The organism is Pedobacter anseongensis, assembly GCF_037482965.1.
In the GTDB taxonomy this organism is placed as follows: Bacteria; Bacteroidota; Bacteroidia; order Sphingobacteriales; family Sphingobacteriaceae; genus Pedobacter; species Pedobacter anseongensis.
On record NZ_JBBHKB010000005.1, the window covers coordinates 128,415 to 145,613 of the forward strand.

The 17,199-nt window shown below is 37.8% G+C and carries 21 protein-coding genes; 15 read left to right on the plus strand and 6 right to left on the minus strand.

Features of this window, described 5'->3' with window-relative positions:
- The first annotated feature begins 14 nt into the window (after window positions 1–14).
- The 12 genes from WG904_RS17475 to WG904_RS17530 all read left to right on the plus strand — a co-directional run bounded on the left by WG904_RS17475 (window position 15) and on the right by WG904_RS17530 (window position 10,080).
- Window positions 15–1,517 (plus strand): GH3 auxin-responsive promoter family protein, encoded by a 1,503-nt coding sequence (locus WG904_RS17475; protein WP_339580635.1) that lies wholly within the window; start codon window positions 15–17, stop codon window positions 1,515–1,517.
- A 47-nt stretch (window positions 1,518–1,564) separates the two neighbouring features.
- Entirely contained in the window at window positions 1,565–2,710 is a 1,146-nt protein-coding gene (locus tag WG904_RS17480; protein WP_339580636.1) for a 1-deoxy-D-xylulose-5-phosphate reductoisomerase, read from the plus strand.
- 37 nt (window positions 2,711–2,747) lie between these two features.
- Complete coding sequence (gene rseP, locus WG904_RS17485; RefSeq protein ID WP_339580637.1) at window positions 2,748–4,142, plus strand: RIP metalloprotease RseP; 1,395 nt, start codon at window positions 2,748–2,750, stop codon at window positions 4,140–4,142.
- 33 nt (window positions 4,143–4,175) lie between these two features.
- On the plus strand, window positions 4,176–4,703 hold the full coding sequence (locus tag WG904_RS17490) for an iron-sulfur cluster co-chaperone HscB C-terminal domain-containing protein (protein ID WP_339580638.1): 528 nt from the start codon (window positions 4,176–4,178) through the stop codon (window positions 4,701–4,703).
- On the plus strand, window positions 4,700–4,984 hold the full coding sequence (locus WG904_RS17495; protein ID WP_339580639.1) for a DUF3817 domain-containing protein: 285 nt from the start codon (window positions 4,700–4,702) through the stop codon (window positions 4,982–4,984). Before WG904_RS17490 ends, WG904_RS17495 begins: the two co-directional genes overlap by 4 nt.
- A gap of 163 nt (window positions 4,985–5,147) precedes the next feature.
- A complete protein-coding gene (locus WG904_RS17500) occupies window positions 5,148–5,492 on the plus strand; it encodes an ArsR/SmtB family transcription factor (protein ID WP_339580640.1) in 345 nt (114 codons plus the stop codon).
- Window positions 5,470–5,937: an SRPBCC domain-containing protein gene (locus WG904_RS17505; RefSeq protein ID WP_339580641.1), complete on the plus strand. Its 468-nt coding sequence runs from the start codon at window positions 5,470–5,472 to the stop codon at window positions 5,935–5,937. Before WG904_RS17500 ends, WG904_RS17505 begins: the two co-directional genes overlap by 23 nt.
- Window positions 5,934–6,314, plus strand: coding sequence for a DoxX family protein (locus WG904_RS17510; protein WP_339580642.1), 381 nt, complete (start codon window positions 5,934–5,936; stop codon window positions 6,312–6,314). Before WG904_RS17505 ends, WG904_RS17510 begins: the two co-directional genes overlap by 4 nt.
- 9 nt (window positions 6,315–6,323) lie before the next feature.
- Window positions 6,324–6,881, plus strand: a complete 558-nt coding sequence (locus WG904_RS17515) for a DUF4256 domain-containing protein (RefSeq protein WP_339580643.1) — start codon at window positions 6,324–6,326, stop codon at window positions 6,879–6,881.
- Window positions 6,882–6,884: 3 nt separating this feature from the next.
- A complete protein-coding gene (locus tag WG904_RS17520; protein ID WP_339580644.1) occupies window positions 6,885–7,478 on the plus strand; it encodes a YdeI/OmpD-associated family protein in 594 nt (197 codons plus the stop codon).
- Between the two features lie 586 nt (window positions 7,479–8,064).
- Entirely contained in the window at window positions 8,065–8,628 is a 564-nt protein-coding gene (locus WG904_RS17525) for a DUF1398 domain-containing protein (RefSeq protein WP_339580645.1), read from the plus strand.
- Window positions 8,629–8,886: 258 nt separating this feature from the next.
- Window positions 8,887–10,080 carry a Bcr/CflA family efflux MFS transporter gene (locus tag WG904_RS17530; protein WP_339580646.1) on the plus strand — a complete coding sequence of 398 codons (1,194 nt, stop codon included), beginning with the start codon at window positions 8,887–8,889 and terminating at the stop codon, window positions 10,078–10,080.
- 347 nt (window positions 10,081–10,427) lie between these two features.
- Here WG904_RS17530 and WG904_RS17535 read toward each other — a convergent pair whose 3' ends face one another.
- Together WG904_RS17535 and WG904_RS17540 are read right to left on the minus strand one after the other, a co-directional pair.
- Window positions 10,428–11,573, minus strand: coding sequence for a S41 family peptidase (locus WG904_RS17535; RefSeq protein ID WP_339580647.1), 1,146 nt, complete (start codon window positions 11,571–11,573; stop codon window positions 10,428–10,430).
- Between the two features lie 400 nt (window positions 11,574–11,973).
- Window positions 11,974–12,468 carry a hypothetical protein gene (locus WG904_RS17540; protein ID WP_339580648.1) on the minus strand — a complete coding sequence of 165 codons (495 nt, stop codon included), beginning with the start codon at window positions 12,466–12,468 and terminating at the stop codon, window positions 11,974–11,976.
- A gap of 143 nt (window positions 12,469–12,611) precedes the next feature.
- On the opposite strand from WG904_RS17540, the gene WG904_RS17545 reads away from it, so the two are divergent.
- The 3 genes from WG904_RS17545 to WG904_RS17555 are packed head-to-tail and all read left to right on the plus strand — an operon-like array spanning window position 12,612 to window position 15,286.
- Window positions 12,612–13,358 carry a hypothetical protein gene (locus tag WG904_RS17545; RefSeq protein WP_339580649.1) on the plus strand — a complete coding sequence of 249 codons (747 nt, stop codon included), beginning with the start codon at window positions 12,612–12,614 and terminating at the stop codon, window positions 13,356–13,358.
- A gap of 20 nt (window positions 13,359–13,378) precedes the next feature.
- Window positions 13,379–14,317, plus strand: a complete 939-nt coding sequence (locus WG904_RS17550) for a hypothetical protein (protein ID WP_339580650.1) — start codon at window positions 13,379–13,381, stop codon at window positions 14,315–14,317.
- A gap of 12 nt (window positions 14,318–14,329) precedes the next feature.
- Window positions 14,330–15,286 (plus strand): DUF5677 domain-containing protein, encoded by a 957-nt coding sequence (locus WG904_RS17555; protein WP_339580651.1) that lies wholly within the window; start codon window positions 14,330–14,332, stop codon window positions 15,284–15,286.
- A 105-nt stretch (window positions 15,287–15,391) separates the two neighbouring features.
- Here the strand turns inward: WG904_RS17555 and WG904_RS17560 are convergent, their stop codons facing one another.
- From WG904_RS17560 to WG904_RS17575, 4 genes are all read right to left on the minus strand, one after another.
- The gene (locus WG904_RS17560) at window positions 15,392–15,880 is read right to left on the minus strand and encodes a J domain-containing protein (protein ID WP_339580652.1); all 489 of its coding nucleotides are present in this window, start codon (window positions 15,878–15,880) and stop codon (window positions 15,392–15,394) included.
- Between the two features lie 4 nt (window positions 15,881–15,884).
- Window positions 15,885–16,055 (minus strand): hypothetical protein, encoded by a 171-nt coding sequence (locus tag WG904_RS17565; protein ID WP_339580653.1) that lies wholly within the window; start codon window positions 16,053–16,055, stop codon window positions 15,885–15,887.
- A gap of 192 nt (window positions 16,056–16,247) precedes the next feature.
- Window positions 16,248–16,805 (minus strand): hypothetical protein, encoded by a 558-nt coding sequence (locus WG904_RS17570; RefSeq protein WP_339580654.1) that lies wholly within the window; start codon window positions 16,803–16,805, stop codon window positions 16,248–16,250.
- Window positions 16,795–16,932 (minus strand): hypothetical protein, encoded by a 138-nt coding sequence (locus WG904_RS17575; RefSeq protein WP_339580655.1) that lies wholly within the window; start codon window positions 16,930–16,932, stop codon window positions 16,795–16,797. Before WG904_RS17575 ends, WG904_RS17570 begins: the two co-directional genes overlap by 11 nt.
- Between the last annotated feature and the right edge of the window lie 267 nt (window positions 16,933–17,199).

A 17,199-nucleotide genomic window follows, 5' to 3' on the forward strand; every position in this document is an offset into this window, starting at 1 on the left:
CTTTCAATATTAATATGGGGTTAAAAGCAGCATTAAGTAAACCATTTGCGGCCTGGGTGGTAAAGAAAATAGATAAATGGAAATATAATGCCGTAAATGCTCAACAGAAAACATTTAAATCTTTAATTAAATCGGCAAAAAATACAGCTTTTGGTAAGGATCATCGTTTTTCGAATATTTTGAGTTACGACGATTTTAAGGCAAATGTTCCTATTCGCGATTACGAAAAATTAAAGCCTTATGTAGATCGAGTGGTAAATGGGGAGAAAGATATCTTATGGAAAGGTAAACCTAAATACTTTGCCAAAACCTCTGGCACTACATCGGGTGTAAAATACATTCCAATTTCTAAGGAATCGATGCCCGAGCATATCAAAGCTGCTAGAAATGCCTTATTAACCTATATTCATGAAACTGGAAAAGCAGAGTTTGTAAATGGGAAAATGATTTTTTTGCAAGGAAGCCCCATTATGAGCAAGAAAAACGGTATAAACGTTGGTCGTTTATCGGGCATTGTAGCCCATTTAGTTCCAAAATATTTACAGAAAAACAGGCTTCCATCGTATGCTACCAATTGCATCGAAGATTGGGAAACAAAAGTTGATTGCATTGTGGAAGAAACTTTCAATCAAAATATGACCTTGATTTCGGGAATACCACCTTGGGTACAGATGTATTTTGATAAATTAATAGAGAAGTCTAATGGAGCAAAAATTAAGGATATTTTTAAAAATTTTAGTCTTTTTGTATATGGTGGAGTAAATTTTGAGCCTTACCGTGCCAAAATCGAGGCAAGCATCGGAAAAAAGATTGATTCTATCGAAACGTATCCAGCCTCAGAAGGATTTATTGCTTATCAAGATCAACAAACGGATAAAAGTTTATTGTTATTGGTAAAAGCGGGTATATTTTACGAATTTATTCCGGCCGACGAATATTATAATGAAAAACCTACCCGTCTAAGTTTAAAAGATGTAGAATTGGAGAAGAATTACGCCTTAATCTTAAATACAAACGCGGGTTTATGGGGATATAGTATTGGCGATACCATTAAATTTGTATCCAAAAACCCCTACAAGATTTTAGTCACCGGTAGAATAAAACATTTTATATCCGCCTTTGGCGAACATGTAATAGGCGAAGAAGTAGAACACGCACTGCTATCGGTTGCAAATGAAGAAGGGATAGAAATTACTGAATTTACCGTAGCTCCACAAGTAAATCCGCCACTCCACGAATTGCCCTTTCACGAATGGTTTGTAGAGTTTGGTTCTTTACCAAAGAACATAGAAGAATTTAGTAAAAAGGTGGATGAGGCTCTTCAAAAGAAAAATATTTATTATTTTGACCTTATCGAAGGCAAGATACTTCAACCCCTAATTATCCGTACCTTGCAAAAAGATGCTTTTGTAAAATATATGCGCGCTGAGGGTAAGTTAGGCGGACAAAACAAGGTTCCAAGATTAAGTAATGATAGGCAGCTTGCTGATAAACTAAAAGAATATGTAATTAGCTAACCCCGATCGCTATCGTGAAGCTAATTCGTCAATTAACACATTAACATTTGAAGAATATATCCATACTAGGGAGTACAGGCTCAATAGGAACACAAGCATTAGCTGTAATTCGTGCTAATCCTAATTTGTATCGAGTACATGCGTTAACAGCACAGAATAATGCTGCGTTATTAATACAGCAAGCATTAGAATTTAAACCTGAATTGGTTGTAATCACTTGTGAAGACCATTTTACAACCGTTAAAAAAGCCTTGCCGAATATCCTTGTTTTATGCGGCGAAGATGCGCTAATTGCTGCGGTTGAACTTTCGCAAACAGATTTTGTGCTTACTGCGATTATGGGTGCTGTTGGGTTAAAACCTACCATTGCAGCCATCAAAGCGAAGAAAGATATTGGTCTTGCGAATAAAGAAACCTTAGTTGTTGCCGGCGAACTGGTGATGCAATTGGCAAAAGAAAATGGTGTAAAAATTATTCCGGTTGATTCGGAACACTCAGCAATTTTTCAATGTTTAGTCGGCGAAGAAGAAAATCCATTAGAGAAAATTTATTTAACCGCATCTGGAGGGCCATTTAGGGGAAAGGACATCGAATTTTTGGCCACAGTAACCAAAACCGAAGCCTTAAAACATCCCAACTGGGTAATGGGTGCCAAAATAACTATCGACTCGGCTTCTTTAATGAATAAAGGTTTAGAGGCGATTGAAGCAAAATGGTTATTCGATTTAACACCCGAGCAGATTGAAATTATTGTTCATCCACAATCCATTGTGCATTCTATTGTTCAATTTATAGATGGTTCTATGAAAGCGCAAATGGGCATTCCCGACATGAAATTACCCATTCATTATGCATTAGCCTATCCCAAAAGGATAAATAATGATTTCGAACGCTTCAATTTTTTAAATTATCCTTCTCTTACTTTTTCGACTCCAGATACAAAAAGTTTTCGTAACCTTGAACTTGCTTTTAAGGCAATGGATAAGGGAGGGAATTTGCCCTGTATTTTAAATGCAGCTAATGAAGTAGTGGTAGAGGCATTTTTACAAGATAAGATCGGATTTTTGCAAATGAGCGATGTTATTGAAGAATGTATGGAAAATGTATCTTTTATAGCCCAACCTAGCTTAAACAATTATTTAGAAACCGATGTGCATACACGTATATTTGCACAGCAACTCGTAACAAAATAAAATATAACACATCTAAAAACATTATACTATACATTATATGAACGGACTGATTATGGCGGGCCAGCTTTTGCTGGGATTATCGATACTAGTAATTTTACACGAGTTAGGACACTTTTTAGCCGCACGTGCCTTTGGAATAAAAGTCGAAAAATTTTACCTTTTCTTTGATGCCTGGGGCTTTAAACTTTTTAGTTTCAAAGTTGGCGATACAGAATATGGTGTGGGATGGTTACCACTGGGTGGTTATGTGAAAATTACTGGGATGATAGACGAATCGATGGACGTGGAACAAATGGCGTTGCCACCACAGCCTTGGGAATTTCGCTCAAAACCAGCTTGGCAACGGTTAATTGTGATGTTAGGTGGAATTATCGTAAACATTATAGTAGGTATTTTTATTTTTTGGATGCTTACCTTTAAATATGGTGAAACCTATATCGATAACAACCGACTGGTTAATGGTGTGCATCCAGGCATAATTGGTAAAGAAATTGGCCTAAAAGATGGCGATAAGATTTTGGCAATTAATGGGCAGAAAGTTGTTCGATTTGATGAGATTGTTACTTCGAAAGTGTTACTTGGAAACCCAAAATTAACCATTTCTAGAGAGGGACGGGCAATAGATTTAACAGTTCCTGAATCGGTTTTAAATAGCATTAGCAAGCATGGAATTGATGAGTTTATCGAGCCTAGAATAGTAGCGGGAAAAATTGCCACTGTAATAGGCCCAGAGAAAGAAAAAACTGGTTTCTTAGCCAAAATTAAGCAATTAATTTTTGGAAAACCCGAGCCTATACTTACTCCAGCATATGATGCAGGAGTTAAAGCTGGCGATAGTATTATTGCTGTAAATGGAAAATTAGTGCGTTTTAGAGACGACTTTACTTCTGGCGTACGAGCATCTGCCGGTAAAAAAATTGCTTTAACTGTAATAAGAGATCATAAGCAAATCGAATTAATGCCAAAGGTTACACCTGATGGCACAATTGGGGTGATGGTAACTCCAGGTGAAGATTTGCCAACCCAACATATTGATTATAATTTCTTCGAATCATTCGGGGTAGGAACCACGAAAGGGTGGACTACCTTTGCAGATAATGGTAAGGGGATTTGGAAAATGGTGACAGGGAAAGTGAGTGCAAGAAATATTAGTAGTCCGATCGGTATTGCAAAAGTATATGGAGCCCAATTCGATTGGTACAATTTCTGGCGATTAACAGGGCTAATTTCTATGGCATTGGCCTTTATGAATTTATTGCCAATTCCAGCTTTAGATGGGGGCCATGTGGTATTTTTAATTGTTGAGATGATAAAAGGAAAACCACTCGGCGATAAATTTATGGAACGCGCACAAGTGGTGGGCTTTGTGATTTTATTGAGCTTAATGGTATTTGCTTTCGGAAACGATATCTTGAAGATTTTTAATAAGTAGGTTAATTCGTAAATTAGCTAATTAAATTAGCCTATGAACTACTTTGATTTATACGAAATTCCCATTAGTTTTAATCCTAATCAAGAGGCGATTAAAGAAAAATTTTATGCCCTAAGCAAAAAGTATCATCCCGATTTTTATATCAATGAAAGCCAAGAAAAACAAGACGAAGTACTCGAGTTATCAACCCTTAATAATAAAGCTTTTCAGGTTTTAAAGGATGATCAACAACGACTCCATTATATTTTAGAATTAAAAGGACAATTAATAGAGGGAGAAAATTATAGCCTTCCGCAAAGCTTTTTGATGGAAATGATGGATGTAAATGAAGCAATTATGGAGTTAACAGTCGATTCTGATAAAGCTAAAAAGGAATCGTTGGTTGGTCAAATTTCTGATATCGAAAATTTATTAAGTAGCGATTTAAAGGCATTAACTTCATCTTTTGATAGAAGTAGTGTAATTGAGCAAGAAGAACGCTTAAAAGCTATTAAAGATGTTTACTATCGGAACAAATACCTTGGGCGCATAAAGGAGTCGCTCGCTAAATTTACAACATGAGTTCATTAAACCTATTTAGAAAAGTAGCCGTTGCCGAGGGCATATCTTATATTTTATTATTATTTGTGGCAATGCCATTAAAATATTGGGCCGATATGCCATTAGCCGTAAAATATACCGGATGGGCGCATGGCTTGCTCTTTGTCTTATATGCAGCCTGTTTAATCATGGCATGGCAAGAGCGAAAATGGAAGTTCGGTAAATCAGTACTCATTTTCCTAGCGTCGCTATTGCCTTTTGCACCGTTTATAGTAGATAAAAAATTAAAAGAAGAAGGATAACCTTACTTCTTCGTAAAATTTATCATATAAATTACCTTAGCAGCAATCTTAAGGAAATCATTTACTGAAAATCAGCAGTTAATTCATCTTGTAAGTAATTATTATGAAAATAAATTTGCGTAGTTAAATGGCTACACATATATTTGTAGTCAAATAGCTACATATGAAACTTAGACGGGATGTATTTCAAGCCATTGCGGATCCTACAAGAAGGGCCATTCTGCTTTTGGTGGCTTCACAATCTATGACAGCCGGTGCATTAGCCGCTAACTTTGACACAGCAAGGCCAACGGTTTCAAAACACTTGCAAATACTAACGGAGTGCGAATTATTGGTGCAGCAGCAAGATGGAAGGGAGATTTATTATCATGCGAATGCGAAAAAAATGAAGCAAGTGGCCGACTTTATCGAACCGTTTCGGGCCATGTGGGACGAGCGATTTAATAAATTGGAAGAAGTAATGAGAAAATATAAAAGCGTTGGTAATGGAATTGAAAACAAAGATTAAGGCCGAAGAAGGTAAACAGGAATTGATTATTACACGTGAATTCGATTTGCCTTTAGCATTACTTTTTAAAGCGTATGTTGATGCCGATGTTGTAGCGCAATGGATGGGCACAAAAGTAGTGAAGCTGGAGAGTAAAAAGCACGGTAGCTATCAGTTCGAAACGAGAGATCCCCATGGTAATGTGGTTTTTAGCGCCAACGGTGTGCTGGCTGAGTTTGTGCCAAATGAGAAAATTACGCGTACGTTTGAAATGGAAAATACGCCTTTTGCCGTTCAGCTCGAATATTTAACATTCGAACACCTTACTGCAGAAACGAGCAAACTCACCATGCAAATTGTATATAAATCTGTCGCTCTGCGAGATCAAATGCTAGCACTTCCATTTGCTCAAGGACTTAACATGGCGCATAATCGATTACAAGAAATAGTAAATAAGCAAATATGACAAAGACCCAAAGAATTACCTATTGGATTGCCACAGGCTGGCTGGCGTTGGGCATGCTATCAACGGGTATCGTACAATTCATAAAATTAAAAGAAGAAGTAGGTATGATGATTCATTTAGGTTATCCTTCTTACATTTTGCCCTTATTAGCTTTTTGGAAAATATTGGGTGTTGTAGCAATACTTATTCCTAAATTTGCTTTGTTAAAAGAATGGGCCTATGCAGGCTTCTTTTTTGCCATGTCTGGCGCCTTGATTTCGCATTTAGCTGTTGGTGACCCTGCTAAAGAATTTTTCGGTCCCACATTATTAATCATACTTATTGTAGTATCTTGGTATTTTAGACCTCTATCTAGGAAAATGGTAGCCGCTAATTAATTTAATCGCATGAAAAAAGAATTACCGTTAGAGCAAAGTACAGAATTACTCAGCATTTTGAAAGCGCGCTTTGAGAAAAATATGAACCGTCATTCGGGTATGGAATGGTCTAAAATACAGGTAAAGTTGGAAGCAAATGCCGAAAAACTATGGTCGCTCGATGAGATGGAAATTACAGGAGGGGAACCTGATGTGGTGATGTATGATAAAGCTACTGATGAATATGTTTTCTTTGATTGTGCTGCCGAAAGTCCGAAAGGCCGTAGAAGCGTCTGTTACGATCATGAAGCGCTTGAGGCGAGGAAAGAACATAAGCCAGGCAACAGTGCTGTAGAAATGGCGAAAGAGATGGGGGTCGAGCTGCTAAATGAGCAGCAGTACCGTGAACTACAAAAATTAGGGAATTTCGACACTAAAACATCGAGCTGGATTGTCACTCCACAAGCGATCAGAAAATTAGGAGGCGCTATTTTTGGCGATTATCGCTATGGTACCATTTTTATCTATCATAATGGTGCCGAATCGTATTATGCGGCAAGGGGTTTTCGGGCTTCGTTAAGAGTTTAATTGATGATGGTAAATCCTAAAGTAGATTTTTATTTTAGAAGGCCTGGAAAATGGCAGGAAGAATTGGAGCGATTGCGTCTAATTGTTCTGGGCTGTGGACTAACAGAAGAACTGAAGTGGGGTTGTCCATGTTATCAATATAAGAGAAGCAATATTGTTTTAATCCATGAGTTTAAAGAATACTGTGCGCTTTTATTTTTTAAAGGGGCATTGTTAGGGAATGTCCATGGTTTGTTGATTCAGCAAACGGAGAATGTACAAGCTGCGCGACAGATTCGCTTTTCGAATGTTTTACAGATTTTAGAAAATGATGCGACTATTAAAGCTACCATTTTTGAAGCTATAGAAGTAGAAAAGTCGGGTTTAAAAGTGGAATTGAAGAAGACTACTGAATTCGAGATGACGGAGGAGTTTAAAGATAAGTTGGATCAAATTCCGGCATTAAAAACTGCTTTCTATGCATTAACACCGGGCAGACAGCGTGCTTATTTACTTCATTTTTCGCAGCCTAAGCAGGCGAAAACGAGAGAAGCAAGAGTAGAAAAGTGCATGGAATTGATTATGAATGGAAAAGGATTGGGGGAGGATAGGAAATAATTATACTAGGATTGTCACTGAATCAGACAGGGAAGCTGATAGAAAAGAGGTGGGCTTTGTGCATGTGCCTCGTTCAGAAAAGCTTGCGTTAATAACAAACTTTCAGAATAAGAGATATTAAGTTGGAGAGAAACTTTGAAATGTTGCATCCATCAAAAAGGCTATCATTTCTGATGGCTGTTCATTTCGATTTTTAGGTACTCCCGACGATACAAATTTTCCAAACACTAAAGTTAACCCCTCTATTAACAAAACGTATATTTCCTTTTCACTATTTCCAGCTGTTTAACATTTCAATCGCTTTTTCCAAGACTGATGACAATAGGGCGAATGCCTAGAACGATGCAGCGCTACGCCATAGAGCATTATCCAAAGCACACAAGGCTCACCCTTACGAGTTAAACAACTAGATATTTTTTTCTATAAATTATTATCTCCAAATCCATAGCAGCTGGTTTTGGATGCCTGCTATTGAACGCACGTGTAAGATGCAGGATATGAAAACATTCAGGGTATTCTGCTGAGAACGAATTTTTACAATTACAGTAAATAGTAAGATTGCATGGCCTAAATATTTTATCAAAACGTGCAAAAAACGATTTTTTACAATCAGGGAATTTCAGCATTGCAGACATTTGTAAAACATTCAAACACATACAAAAGCAATGAAAAAATCAAGCAGAATAATCAACATAGCGCTAATCGCTGCTATGGTTGTGGCTGCAAAAGTTCAAAATCAATAAATAATAATATGAAAGCATTTACAGTAGATCAAGTTAATGAAGCTCACAGCAAGGTAAAATCAGGCGCTGATTTTCCGGCCTACATAAGGGATCTGAAAGAGCTGGGGGTAGTATACTACAAAACATATGTTACCGATGGCCATACGGAGGTTTATGGCGCAGAGGGTTATAAAGTAATCAAGCCGGCAAAATATGAAGCTATTGCAATTTCTGACCAGCGCAACATAACCCAGTTTAAGATTGACCTAAAGGAACACCAGCAGGGAAAAACGGATTACCCTACGTTCATCAGGATGTGCGCTGGCTTCGGTATCGACCACTGGATTGTCTCATTGGATAGGATGACCTGCACCTATTATGATATGGCGGGCAATGAGGTATTGGTAGAGCTGATCCCGGAGGTATAATTCGGTTTGTCTGGCATTTTAATTAAGAGTAATAACAGTTTGTTTTATAGAAAATAGTGGTGTGTCTGCTGCTTTTGTCCTCTGCCGCATTGGGCTGCAGATTATCTGCCGCTCGCTATTTCATTTGTTTATTTAACTTTTACTACCTCAACAGCGTGATCGTAATTTGAATTCGCAAGATTACAACAAGCGAATTTTTACAATCAGGACCGTGCCCATGCCTTTAGATTTGTATTTAAACAATTTGATTTCAATATAATGGACTTTATAAAAAAGAATTTCGGAACATTATTTTTTCTGTCAGGATTAAGCCTTTTGGGACATATCGCCTCGGATATGTACCTGCCATCATTTCCGCAGGTAATGGCCGATTTCTCGACTACAGAATCAGCAGTTGCTTTGACCTTCAGCATATTTCTCCTCGGACTTGGTGTAGGCAGCCCCTTATCAGGTTATTTGTCTGACAGCTTGGGAATGCGCAGGTCACTACTTGCCGGGCTGATACTTTTTATAATCTCCAGTATAGGCTGCGCAATCAGCAGCTCGATAGCCATGTTGCTCTTGTGTCGCGTGCTCCAGGCCATCTCGGTTTCGGCTGCGGCTACAATATGGCAAAGCATTGTGGTTTCCCGGTTTGAGGGCGCGCAGCGCGCAGCAGCTTTCAGCATACTGTATCCTATGGTAGCAGTATCCCCTGTCTTGGCACCCCTTGTCGGGAGCTATTTAAGCTCACAGTATGGATGGCGCTTGGTATTTTATATAATAGCAGCAATAGGCTGCATCCTCATGATGGTTGCCTACCGCAAATTGCCTGCATCAGAAGGAGTAGAACGCGGCAGCTCGATGGTGGAGAATTTCAGAAAATTGCTCTCCGACGCCTATTTCAGGAGTATGGTCTTAATGCTAAGCTTTACCACAGGGGCCTATTTCGGTTACCTGACCATAATACCTTTCCTATTAAAGGAGCATGGGCATCCCGAATGGCACATCAGTTACTTCCTTATACCAAGCCCCTTCCTGTTCATGCTCGGCGGATACCTCAGTCCTAAGCTATCAGCTAAATATGGATCAATCCCAACACTGATGCTGATTGCGCTGTCCAATCCATTGGTTATCGGTATCACCTTTCTAATATCGGGCTATTTTGATGGTATTGCCATCTTTATCATAGCAATGCAGTGTATGTCAGTTTTAAACGGGATTATTTATCCACTTGCTTCAGCTGAGGCAGTAAACCGTATTCCTGCGCTCTCGGGATCTGCGGCCGGGCTTTCAGGGGCATTCCAGTCTTTTATCGCTTCACTTGTTTCCCTGGCGGTTGCCTTAACTATCCCTTATCAAATGGTTGGCTTTGCGACTGTCCTATTTGCCTCTTATGGTATCGCATTGCTGTTCTGGTGGAGATTGCGCCGAAGTTCATTAATTAAAACAGCTCATCAATTATCTTTGTAAATACTTGATAATTAAAATGTTATGGTGTTCAAGCTTTCAATAAAACAGAGGAACGGTAGCAGGAAACATCATTGTGTTGTATGTCTTTGATAATTAGTCTAGTACTCGCTTTTTGGTGCAATTTCTATTCTAAAATCAACCAAAATTCTGTAAAAAGCAAAAAATGCAAGTTGTTAATAGTCAATCTGTTACAAACTTTCGTTTTTTTGTTGCGTACTCTCGGAGATACAAATTTCGGAACTTTTTTATAGCGATTTAGAAATTTTATTTCGTTTGAAGGCTTGAAAGACACTTTTTGAATAAGGTGAAGGGAAAAATATCCAAACGTTTTGAATGCTAGAATAAAATTAGTTTTTCAGAGCCTGTAAAATATAATTGATTTTATCTACTTCTTTCACTTCAATTTTTATATCTGGTTTGATGCCAATATTGTCGATAGGATATTCTGGCAGACGTTTGGAACGTCCAATAGGTATAACTAGATTGAAATCTTTACACGGAATATTAAAGTACTGCGTGTTATTGTAATCTAACATTCCAGCTGAATTTTCACCATAAATTTTCACCTTATCACTTTGCATTGCACTTAGCAGAAACGACTCTGCAGAACTCGCTGTATTCCTATCAATCAGTATGGCTACTTTAATCGGAAATTGATAAACAGTATCCAGCTTGATTTCGAAACTATCTTTTCCAGAAGGATTAACAAACTGATTAGGGTATTGCTCCATCAGTTTAATCAAGTTAATTATAAAATCTTTTCCAGCCTTTGATAAGTCAGTATCTTTAAGGTTTTCTGTTAAAATATTGATATTTTCTTTAGAAGATAGAAATTCGTCTGGCTTAATTTTTATTGGTTTGGTATAAATGAAGGGCATTAGGCCACTGAATGCATAATCAGTACCACCAGTATTACCCCTTAAATCAATGATCCAGTTGGGCAATTTCATTAGTTGCTGATTATAATTTTTAAGTAAACTGTCGATGTTTTTTTTCTCGCTCCATTCAAATGATGGAAGCCTTAACAAGACAGTTTTGTCATCAAGTATTTTGAAATTAGTCTTTGAGTCTAATTTTTCTATTGAAACTGGACTATTTTTTGGTTTAGCAAATCGAGCATTCAAGAATTTTGCTACTTCCGGATATTTTTCTCTATATCTCCAATCAAGCTGAACACGAAGGTGACTGTCTTTGAAATAATTTGTCCACGATCTGAGGATCACATAACATGAATCAACACTCTTAGCAGCAACTGCGTTCTTTCTTAAAGAGTTAGTAAATTTTTCAAAAGCTTTTTTGTTTGTAACTTTAATTTTATCGTTAAAACCAGCATAATCTGATCCCACGCGGCTAACCATGTAGTCAAAGTTAATTGCACAATCACATTGTTGTGCTGCAGATATAAAAGGAAGAAGGAAGAATAGAATAGGAAGAAGTGTTTTCATCTTTTCAAATATACTATACTGACGAATAAATTTAGGTTTTGGTTGCATGATCAAAAACAGTTTGCTCAAATGGAATAACATTTACAACTATAGTTTATGATATTAAAAATTTAAGAGGGCAATGGGAATTGAGTCCATCTAGCGAAAGCGTGTCACTTGTGATTTTAAACCCACACGAATTGACTACATACAAAAAAACCCTTCATTTCTGAAAGGTTTCAATTCGATTTGAGTACAGAAAAGGGTTCTGTTTTAGAACATTTAACTGGCTTCCTAATGATAGTTGAGAACATTATCGAGAAAAATGAACTCAAAAAAAGTCGAGAAAATTACACATAACTTTTTTGTTGAAAGTGTTCGAAGAATTTAACATAGCAGATTTTTCGAACACTTTTCAAATCACTACCAATTTATTTGTAAAGTTGCACGCTTACTTATTTTGTTAGATTTATTCTTTAGTTTCAGTATTTCTGAATTCCCTGTTGAGCAAGTAGTCGATTTTATTTATCCTTGCAAGAATATCATCTAATTCATCCACTTTAAACTTAATTGCATTGGGTTTGTCACGGAACTTTGCTAGTCCGATTCCAGTTTCATTGTCCCAATCGGCAATCGTCGGAATCAGTGGATAATGCGCAAACTGATTTCTGAGCTCATTTAGTTCAGAAAGTTCTCTGAAGATATGTTTGTATTTTATCTTGTTCTCCGGAGCCCGTGAATAAATGATGGCTTGGAAACTAGCTCGTTTGTTTTCAAAGGTCATTCTTTCAAGCATGGTTTGATACATTTGATTACCTAATTCCCGATCAGAAATAAATGATTCGGTCATGATCATGCTCATGGTCATTTCCAGAAAACAGAACTGGCTGATAATTTTTCCTCTATAAAAGTGCGCTCGATCGATATAGTTTTCGTCAATGATCCAATTGATATTGTCTTCCATAGCAATAAATCTACAAAACTAAATGCAGTTTAATTGGGCTATGTTTTTGAACAGTATTTATCTAGTAGAATTTTCTCTGCTACGAGTCTTAAATGAAATTGGTAATTTTAGATCGCCTGTTTCATCTAAATTATAGCTTACTCATGGATACAGAAGAATTTCCCGTTCTTAAATATACTGTACAACTGTATTACAGTCCCGCGCAGAACCAGCAGCTAGATAGTGATCATTCTCCACCACTTCAGATTGCCTCGGGAGTTTTGGTACAGACTTCAAAAAAGTTTTTTCTCATTACTTGTAAACACGTCTTTGATAACATCAAAATAGATGATGTTGTGATTTTAACTTCAATGGGCTTTGCTGTTAGGTTACCTGATTCGGTCAAATTTTTGAATGATGCAAACGACAGCATAGATTTAGCCATAATAGAACTAAAAAGCTATAGAGTTAGTGAGCTGAAAACTGTTTACTCATTCCTGCCATATAAATACCTCGGTTTCAGTCACGAGTTCGACGAAGAATTATGGTATATGCTTTTCGGATATGTTAATAAAAAGACAGAGCTGGAAGACAAAGCATTCTATGCCCCGACTTTTGGATATCTGACTACAATTCGTCGATATAGAAATTTCGAGAAACTGGGTTTTAGTTATGAAAACAATGTGTCGTTAGAGTACAGCCGAAAACAAAGCTTCCTAGATGAAGAGGTTAAAATGTTAGGTTTCAAGGAACTGAAGGGAATGAGTGGTGGTGGGATATGGTTGTCGGTTGCTGGCAGAAGACGCAATACTTACAATTACATTCTTGTAGGTATCATGATAGAGGAAAGGATCGACAGAGGATTCGTAATTGGAACCAAAATAGGTCTTATTGAAAAACACATTAACTGATCATCTAAATTATTCAAGATATGTATCAAGACGACCCTATAAAGTTCTGGAAAAACTTCCGTTTAGGCACTGAATTGCATATTTCAGGAAGCTTTATTTACGATGCGCTGCATTCATTTGATCAAATTGAATACTTCCGATATGAACACGAAGTATTTGAATTCCTCTATAACCTTTCTGTTGGACTTGAACGGTTGGAAAAAATCGTTGTTATTCTGGCAGAGCATGATGAAGAAATTGACCAGGAAGAATTTGAACGTACCTTGATTACCCACAATCATTTGGAACTTCTTGCCCGAATAAAGAAAAAACACAACATAAATCTTGGCAAACCCCACCTCAAGCTATTACAGTTTATAGGAGACTTTTACAGGTCTACCCGATATATTCGTTATAATCTCAAATCCGTCTATACCAAAAATCAGGATCTACATGGTTTTGTCAACTTTTTAAAGGAAACCTTACACGTAACCGAGGAAGAAGGCATTAGCCCGATGGTTGCAAATGACCAAAGGGTAAAAAAGTTCATTGGCAAACTGGTTGGCAAAATCAGCGCGGAACTTTACGAATTGATTCTCGCAGAAACCGCAAGGCTAAATATTTACACCCATGAAATATTGACTTATTCGAAAGCCTATAAGATTTTTCTTGCCAAAGAATTCACATTTGAAAAGGAAAGGCATCTGCAAAAAGAAATTCTGGTGTTGCTACAGTCAGGGCATTTGGATGATGGGATGACGAGGTTTATTAGGTCGATCGAACCACTGCCTCTTGAGAATTACAGTAGTGCAGAATACATCAGGTTTTTGATGGATATCAGGAACAACAGCGAAATAATAGATGAAATGGATACAATCTTGGAAGATGAGCCAATGACTAAAGAGCGGTTGGAACAGGTGAGTCTAGTTGGCAGGGATGATTTATACTTTCAAGAAGAAGATGATTTTGATGATATTTAAAGAAATTCAAAAATGAACAAAGATGAACTGAGGGCCGAATTTACCCGTTTGCGAATAATGGATTCGGAGAAAAACATAAATGATGTGATCGATATCCTTTTGGAATATTTTCTGAAAAGCATCCAAAACCATAGGAGTGACAAAAATACTCCAACGCATTTGCATGATGCCATGCTGATCAACCAGATGCTGTTTACCAAGCTGGCTCATCTGAAACAATTGATCAGCGGGATTGAATTCGTTTCAAAAGATGGTTCGAGACTGAAAAAAATTGTTGACCCGACTGTTGTTGCATCGTTGGTCAGGACTATTTTTGAAACCGTCGGAATGTTCAATCTCATCTACATCAGTAATAATTCGGACGAAGAAATGTTGATTAAATACAATCTGTGGGTTATAGCAGGATTAAGCTACAGGCAAAGGTTTGTCCAACAAACGAGCTCTCCCGAAAACATTCAAAAGGCAAAGGATGAGCTCGCCCAAATAGGAAAGTTGAAAGCACAAATCGAATCTACGGCTTTATTCAAAGCGCTGAGCCAGCGTGACAAGGATAAAATCTATGAAAAGATTAACAGAAAGGAATACAACGTCATATTTGAAAATGGGCATGTAAAGGGAATTGCAGGGTTCCAAGAATTTATAGCAAACGCGGGTTTTAATCCCAAACTGATGGATAACATGTACACTCATTTTTCGTTGAACTCACATCCATCCAATGTTGCGGTATTCCAGTTTGGAGATATGTTCCAAAATAAAGACCCACGTTTTTTTGAACTGGCAAGTTTCAATGTAAAAAATGCCATTTTTCTGCTCAGTGTTTTCATCGCCGACTATATCAGGTTATTCCCTGATGTAGCCAACACGTATAGCGGTAGACCAATCATCGATCAAATCATGATTAACTTCTTCAATGCCTTTATGCGTGGTCATGAATATGACATCAACAATGCTTACGAACATCTGAATTAGGTCGACTGACTTTATACTCACTTTTTCCGCACTTAAGGCGAGCAAAAAAATAGCCCTAAATCTACTTGCCAGAGAAGATTAGGGCTTAAAATATTAAAATGATTTCTAAGCCTTTGATTTTATATATTGTCGTTTTGGTCTATCATCTTTTACCAATTTACTACCATATTTGGCTCTGATTTCATCCAGTGATTTTTGACTCCCCTTAGCTACCTTATATTCCCCTGTGCGGAAATACCAAGCCATTTTTTTAGACGCAAACAAAAAACCTGCTTCCTTTAGTGTTGCCCTTTTCGGATAAGTATTGCCTGTTACCCAAATCCAGTAACCGACCAGTTCAATAACAATGCCTTCCAAATGGATAATCTTTTCTATGGCTTGCCTGTATTCTTCCGAAAATCGGATTTCGTTTTCTGTTTCTTCCTCGGAGAGATTGGCACCCTTCAAGGCTTTGGCTGATGCAAAGGCATACTCTTTATTGATTTCCTGCATGGTAAGCGTATCGCCTCCCAAATCGGGGTGATACTGCTTTGCCAGTTTCTTATATGTGGCTTTGACCTCTTCCAGTGTTGTACATTCGTTAAACCATTTCATAACATTAAGAATTAGGTAACTTGGTTTCTAAAATTTCTGTTTCGGTTACCGTTACGTTGGCGGTGCTTCCAATGAGGTAATCGGTTTCCGTCTCCAGTTCTGCTATTGTTTCAAAAAGACTAAGAGCGGTTTCCACGTCTACCCGAATGCTTAGGATTAAATGATGCTTTTTCATAACTAGAGATTTGATGTTGTTTCTTGAACTCCCTTAACTGCCTGTTAAAATGGGTTGGGTTATCCGCTTTGAACTGCTCGTCGTAACCCTCCCAATACATTTGGTCGAGGAATTCTATAAATACTGCTTCCATACGCTAAAAATTTGATAAGGAAATAAACGCCCCTGCAAATAGCAAGGGCGTTAAATGGATTAATAGGTACTATTGATCTGCCCCTCAACTTCGCCCAATTTTTCTAGGCATAGGGTTTTGATGTTGTCCGCTGTGTTTTTAATGATGAAAGGATTTTTTGTTGTAAACTCCCTGTCGTTATCATCTGTGATGGTAAGCGTACAACCCTGAAAGTGGTTAAGGTTGGTTTCTTCCGCTTCATCCATCTGCGCAACCTCAAAGGCTTCCAACGTATCGATAGTTGAAGAAAGTTTGTCCCTTTGATTGGACAGTCGGGTCAAATCCTTGATTTTTTTCAACATCTGGTCAAGGTTCATCACTGGTTTTTCCTCTGCCAATTTTGCTTTTATCTCCTTTTTGGTCGGCTCTGCCTTTGGTTCATCGGCTTTGGACTGTGCCTGTGTATTTTCAGCCTTTGGCGCTTCTGTTTTAGCTGTCGGTTGTCCATCGGTTTTAACAGGCTCGTTTACTTTTCCTTTCTCTGCTTCCTTGTTTACATTGACAAAATCGCTCTTATTTGCCTTGCCGTTTTGGATTTGTCCATTTGATTTGTTGTTTGCGATTGCTTTAGTTTCCATTATTTCTATTTTTAAATGATTGATAAATGATTTGTAAATAATATCCTGCGGGTTGATGCGATGCCCCTTGCTGTGGCGCATGGGCGGTGGGTGCTATGGGTGGGCTTCTGCCTTTTGTCGTATTCATCGGACTATGGGTTTAAAAAAATCAGTCGGCAGGAGCCTCCTGGCTTTTTGTTAAACCCCCTCACCTGATACAATCCAGTAGGCAGGCAAGACTTTGCGAAAAAAAATACTACCCGAAGCGAAGCGAGGTGTGGAGATTTTTTTTCAGCAAACCCTTTAGGGCTTGGTCTTGACTAGGCTAATGGATTGTTCAGAAATTTGTTAGCAAAAAGGTTGGATGAGAATTTTGAGTGTCATTTAGATTCTTCGCTCAATTTTGAGTAGTTTT

Excerpts from the sequence above, each read along its gene's own strand:
- WG904_RS17510 (WP_339580642.1), top strand. The coding sequence starts at position 5,934 with ATGACAAAGACCCAAAGAATTACCTATTGGATTGCCACAGGCTGGCTG.
- WG904_RS17565 (WP_339580653.1), bottom strand. The coding sequence starts at position 16,055 with ATGAAAAAGCATCATTTAATCCTAAGCATTCGGGTAGACGTGGAAACC.
- WG904_RS17495 (WP_339580639.1), top strand. The coding sequence starts at position 4,700 with ATGAGTTCATTAAACCTATTTAGAAAAGTAGCCGTTGCCGAGGGCATA.
- WG904_RS17515 (WP_339580643.1), top strand. The coding sequence starts at position 6,324 with ATGAAAAAAGAATTACCGTTAGAGCAAAGTACAGAATTACTCAGCATT.
- WG904_RS17475 (WP_339580635.1), top strand. The coding sequence starts at position 15 with ATGGGGTTAAAAGCAGCATTAAGTAAACCATTTGCGGCCTGGGTGGTA.
- WG904_RS17520 (WP_339580644.1), top strand. The coding sequence starts at position 6,885 with ATGATGGTAAATCCTAAAGTAGATTTTTATTTTAGAAGGCCTGGAAAA.
- WG904_RS17535 (WP_339580647.1), bottom strand. The coding sequence starts at position 11,573 with ATGCAACCAAAACCTAAATTTATTCGTCAGTATAGTATATTTGAAAAG.
- WG904_RS17540 (WP_339580648.1), bottom strand. The coding sequence starts at position 12,468 with ATGGAAGACAATATCAATTGGATCATTGACGAAAACTATATCGATCGA.
- WG904_RS17550 (WP_339580650.1), top strand. The coding sequence starts at position 13,379 with ATGTATCAAGACGACCCTATAAAGTTCTGGAAAAACTTCCGTTTAGGC.
- WG904_RS17545 (WP_339580649.1), top strand. The coding sequence starts at position 12,612 with ATGGATACAGAAGAATTTCCCGTTCTTAAATATACTGTACAACTGTAT.
- rseP (WP_339580637.1), top strand. The coding sequence starts at position 2,748 with ATGAACGGACTGATTATGGCGGGCCAGCTTTTGCTGGGATTATCGATA.
- WG904_RS17500 (WP_339580640.1), top strand. The coding sequence starts at position 5,148 with ATGAAACTTAGACGGGATGTATTTCAAGCCATTGCGGATCCTACAAGA.
- WG904_RS17505 (WP_339580641.1), top strand. The coding sequence starts at position 5,470 with ATGGAATTGAAAACAAAGATTAAGGCCGAAGAAGGTAAACAGGAATTG.
- WG904_RS17575 (WP_339580655.1), bottom strand. The coding sequence starts at position 16,932 with ATGAATACGACAAAAGGCAGAAGCCCACCCATAGCACCCACCGCCCAT.
- WG904_RS17570 (WP_339580654.1), bottom strand. The coding sequence starts at position 16,805 with ATGGAAACTAAAGCAATCGCAAACAACAAATCAAATGGACAAATCCAA.
- WG904_RS17560 (WP_339580652.1), bottom strand. The coding sequence starts at position 15,880 with ATGAAATGGTTTAACGAATGTACAACACTGGAAGAGGTCAAAGCCACA.
- WG904_RS17555 (WP_339580651.1), top strand. The coding sequence starts at position 14,330 with ATGAACAAAGATGAACTGAGGGCCGAATTTACCCGTTTGCGAATAATG.
- WG904_RS17490 (WP_339580638.1), top strand. The coding sequence starts at position 4,176 with ATGAACTACTTTGATTTATACGAAATTCCCATTAGTTTTAATCCTAAT.
- WG904_RS17530 (WP_339580646.1), top strand. The coding sequence starts at position 8,887 with ATGGACTTTATAAAAAAGAATTTCGGAACATTATTTTTTCTGTCAGGA.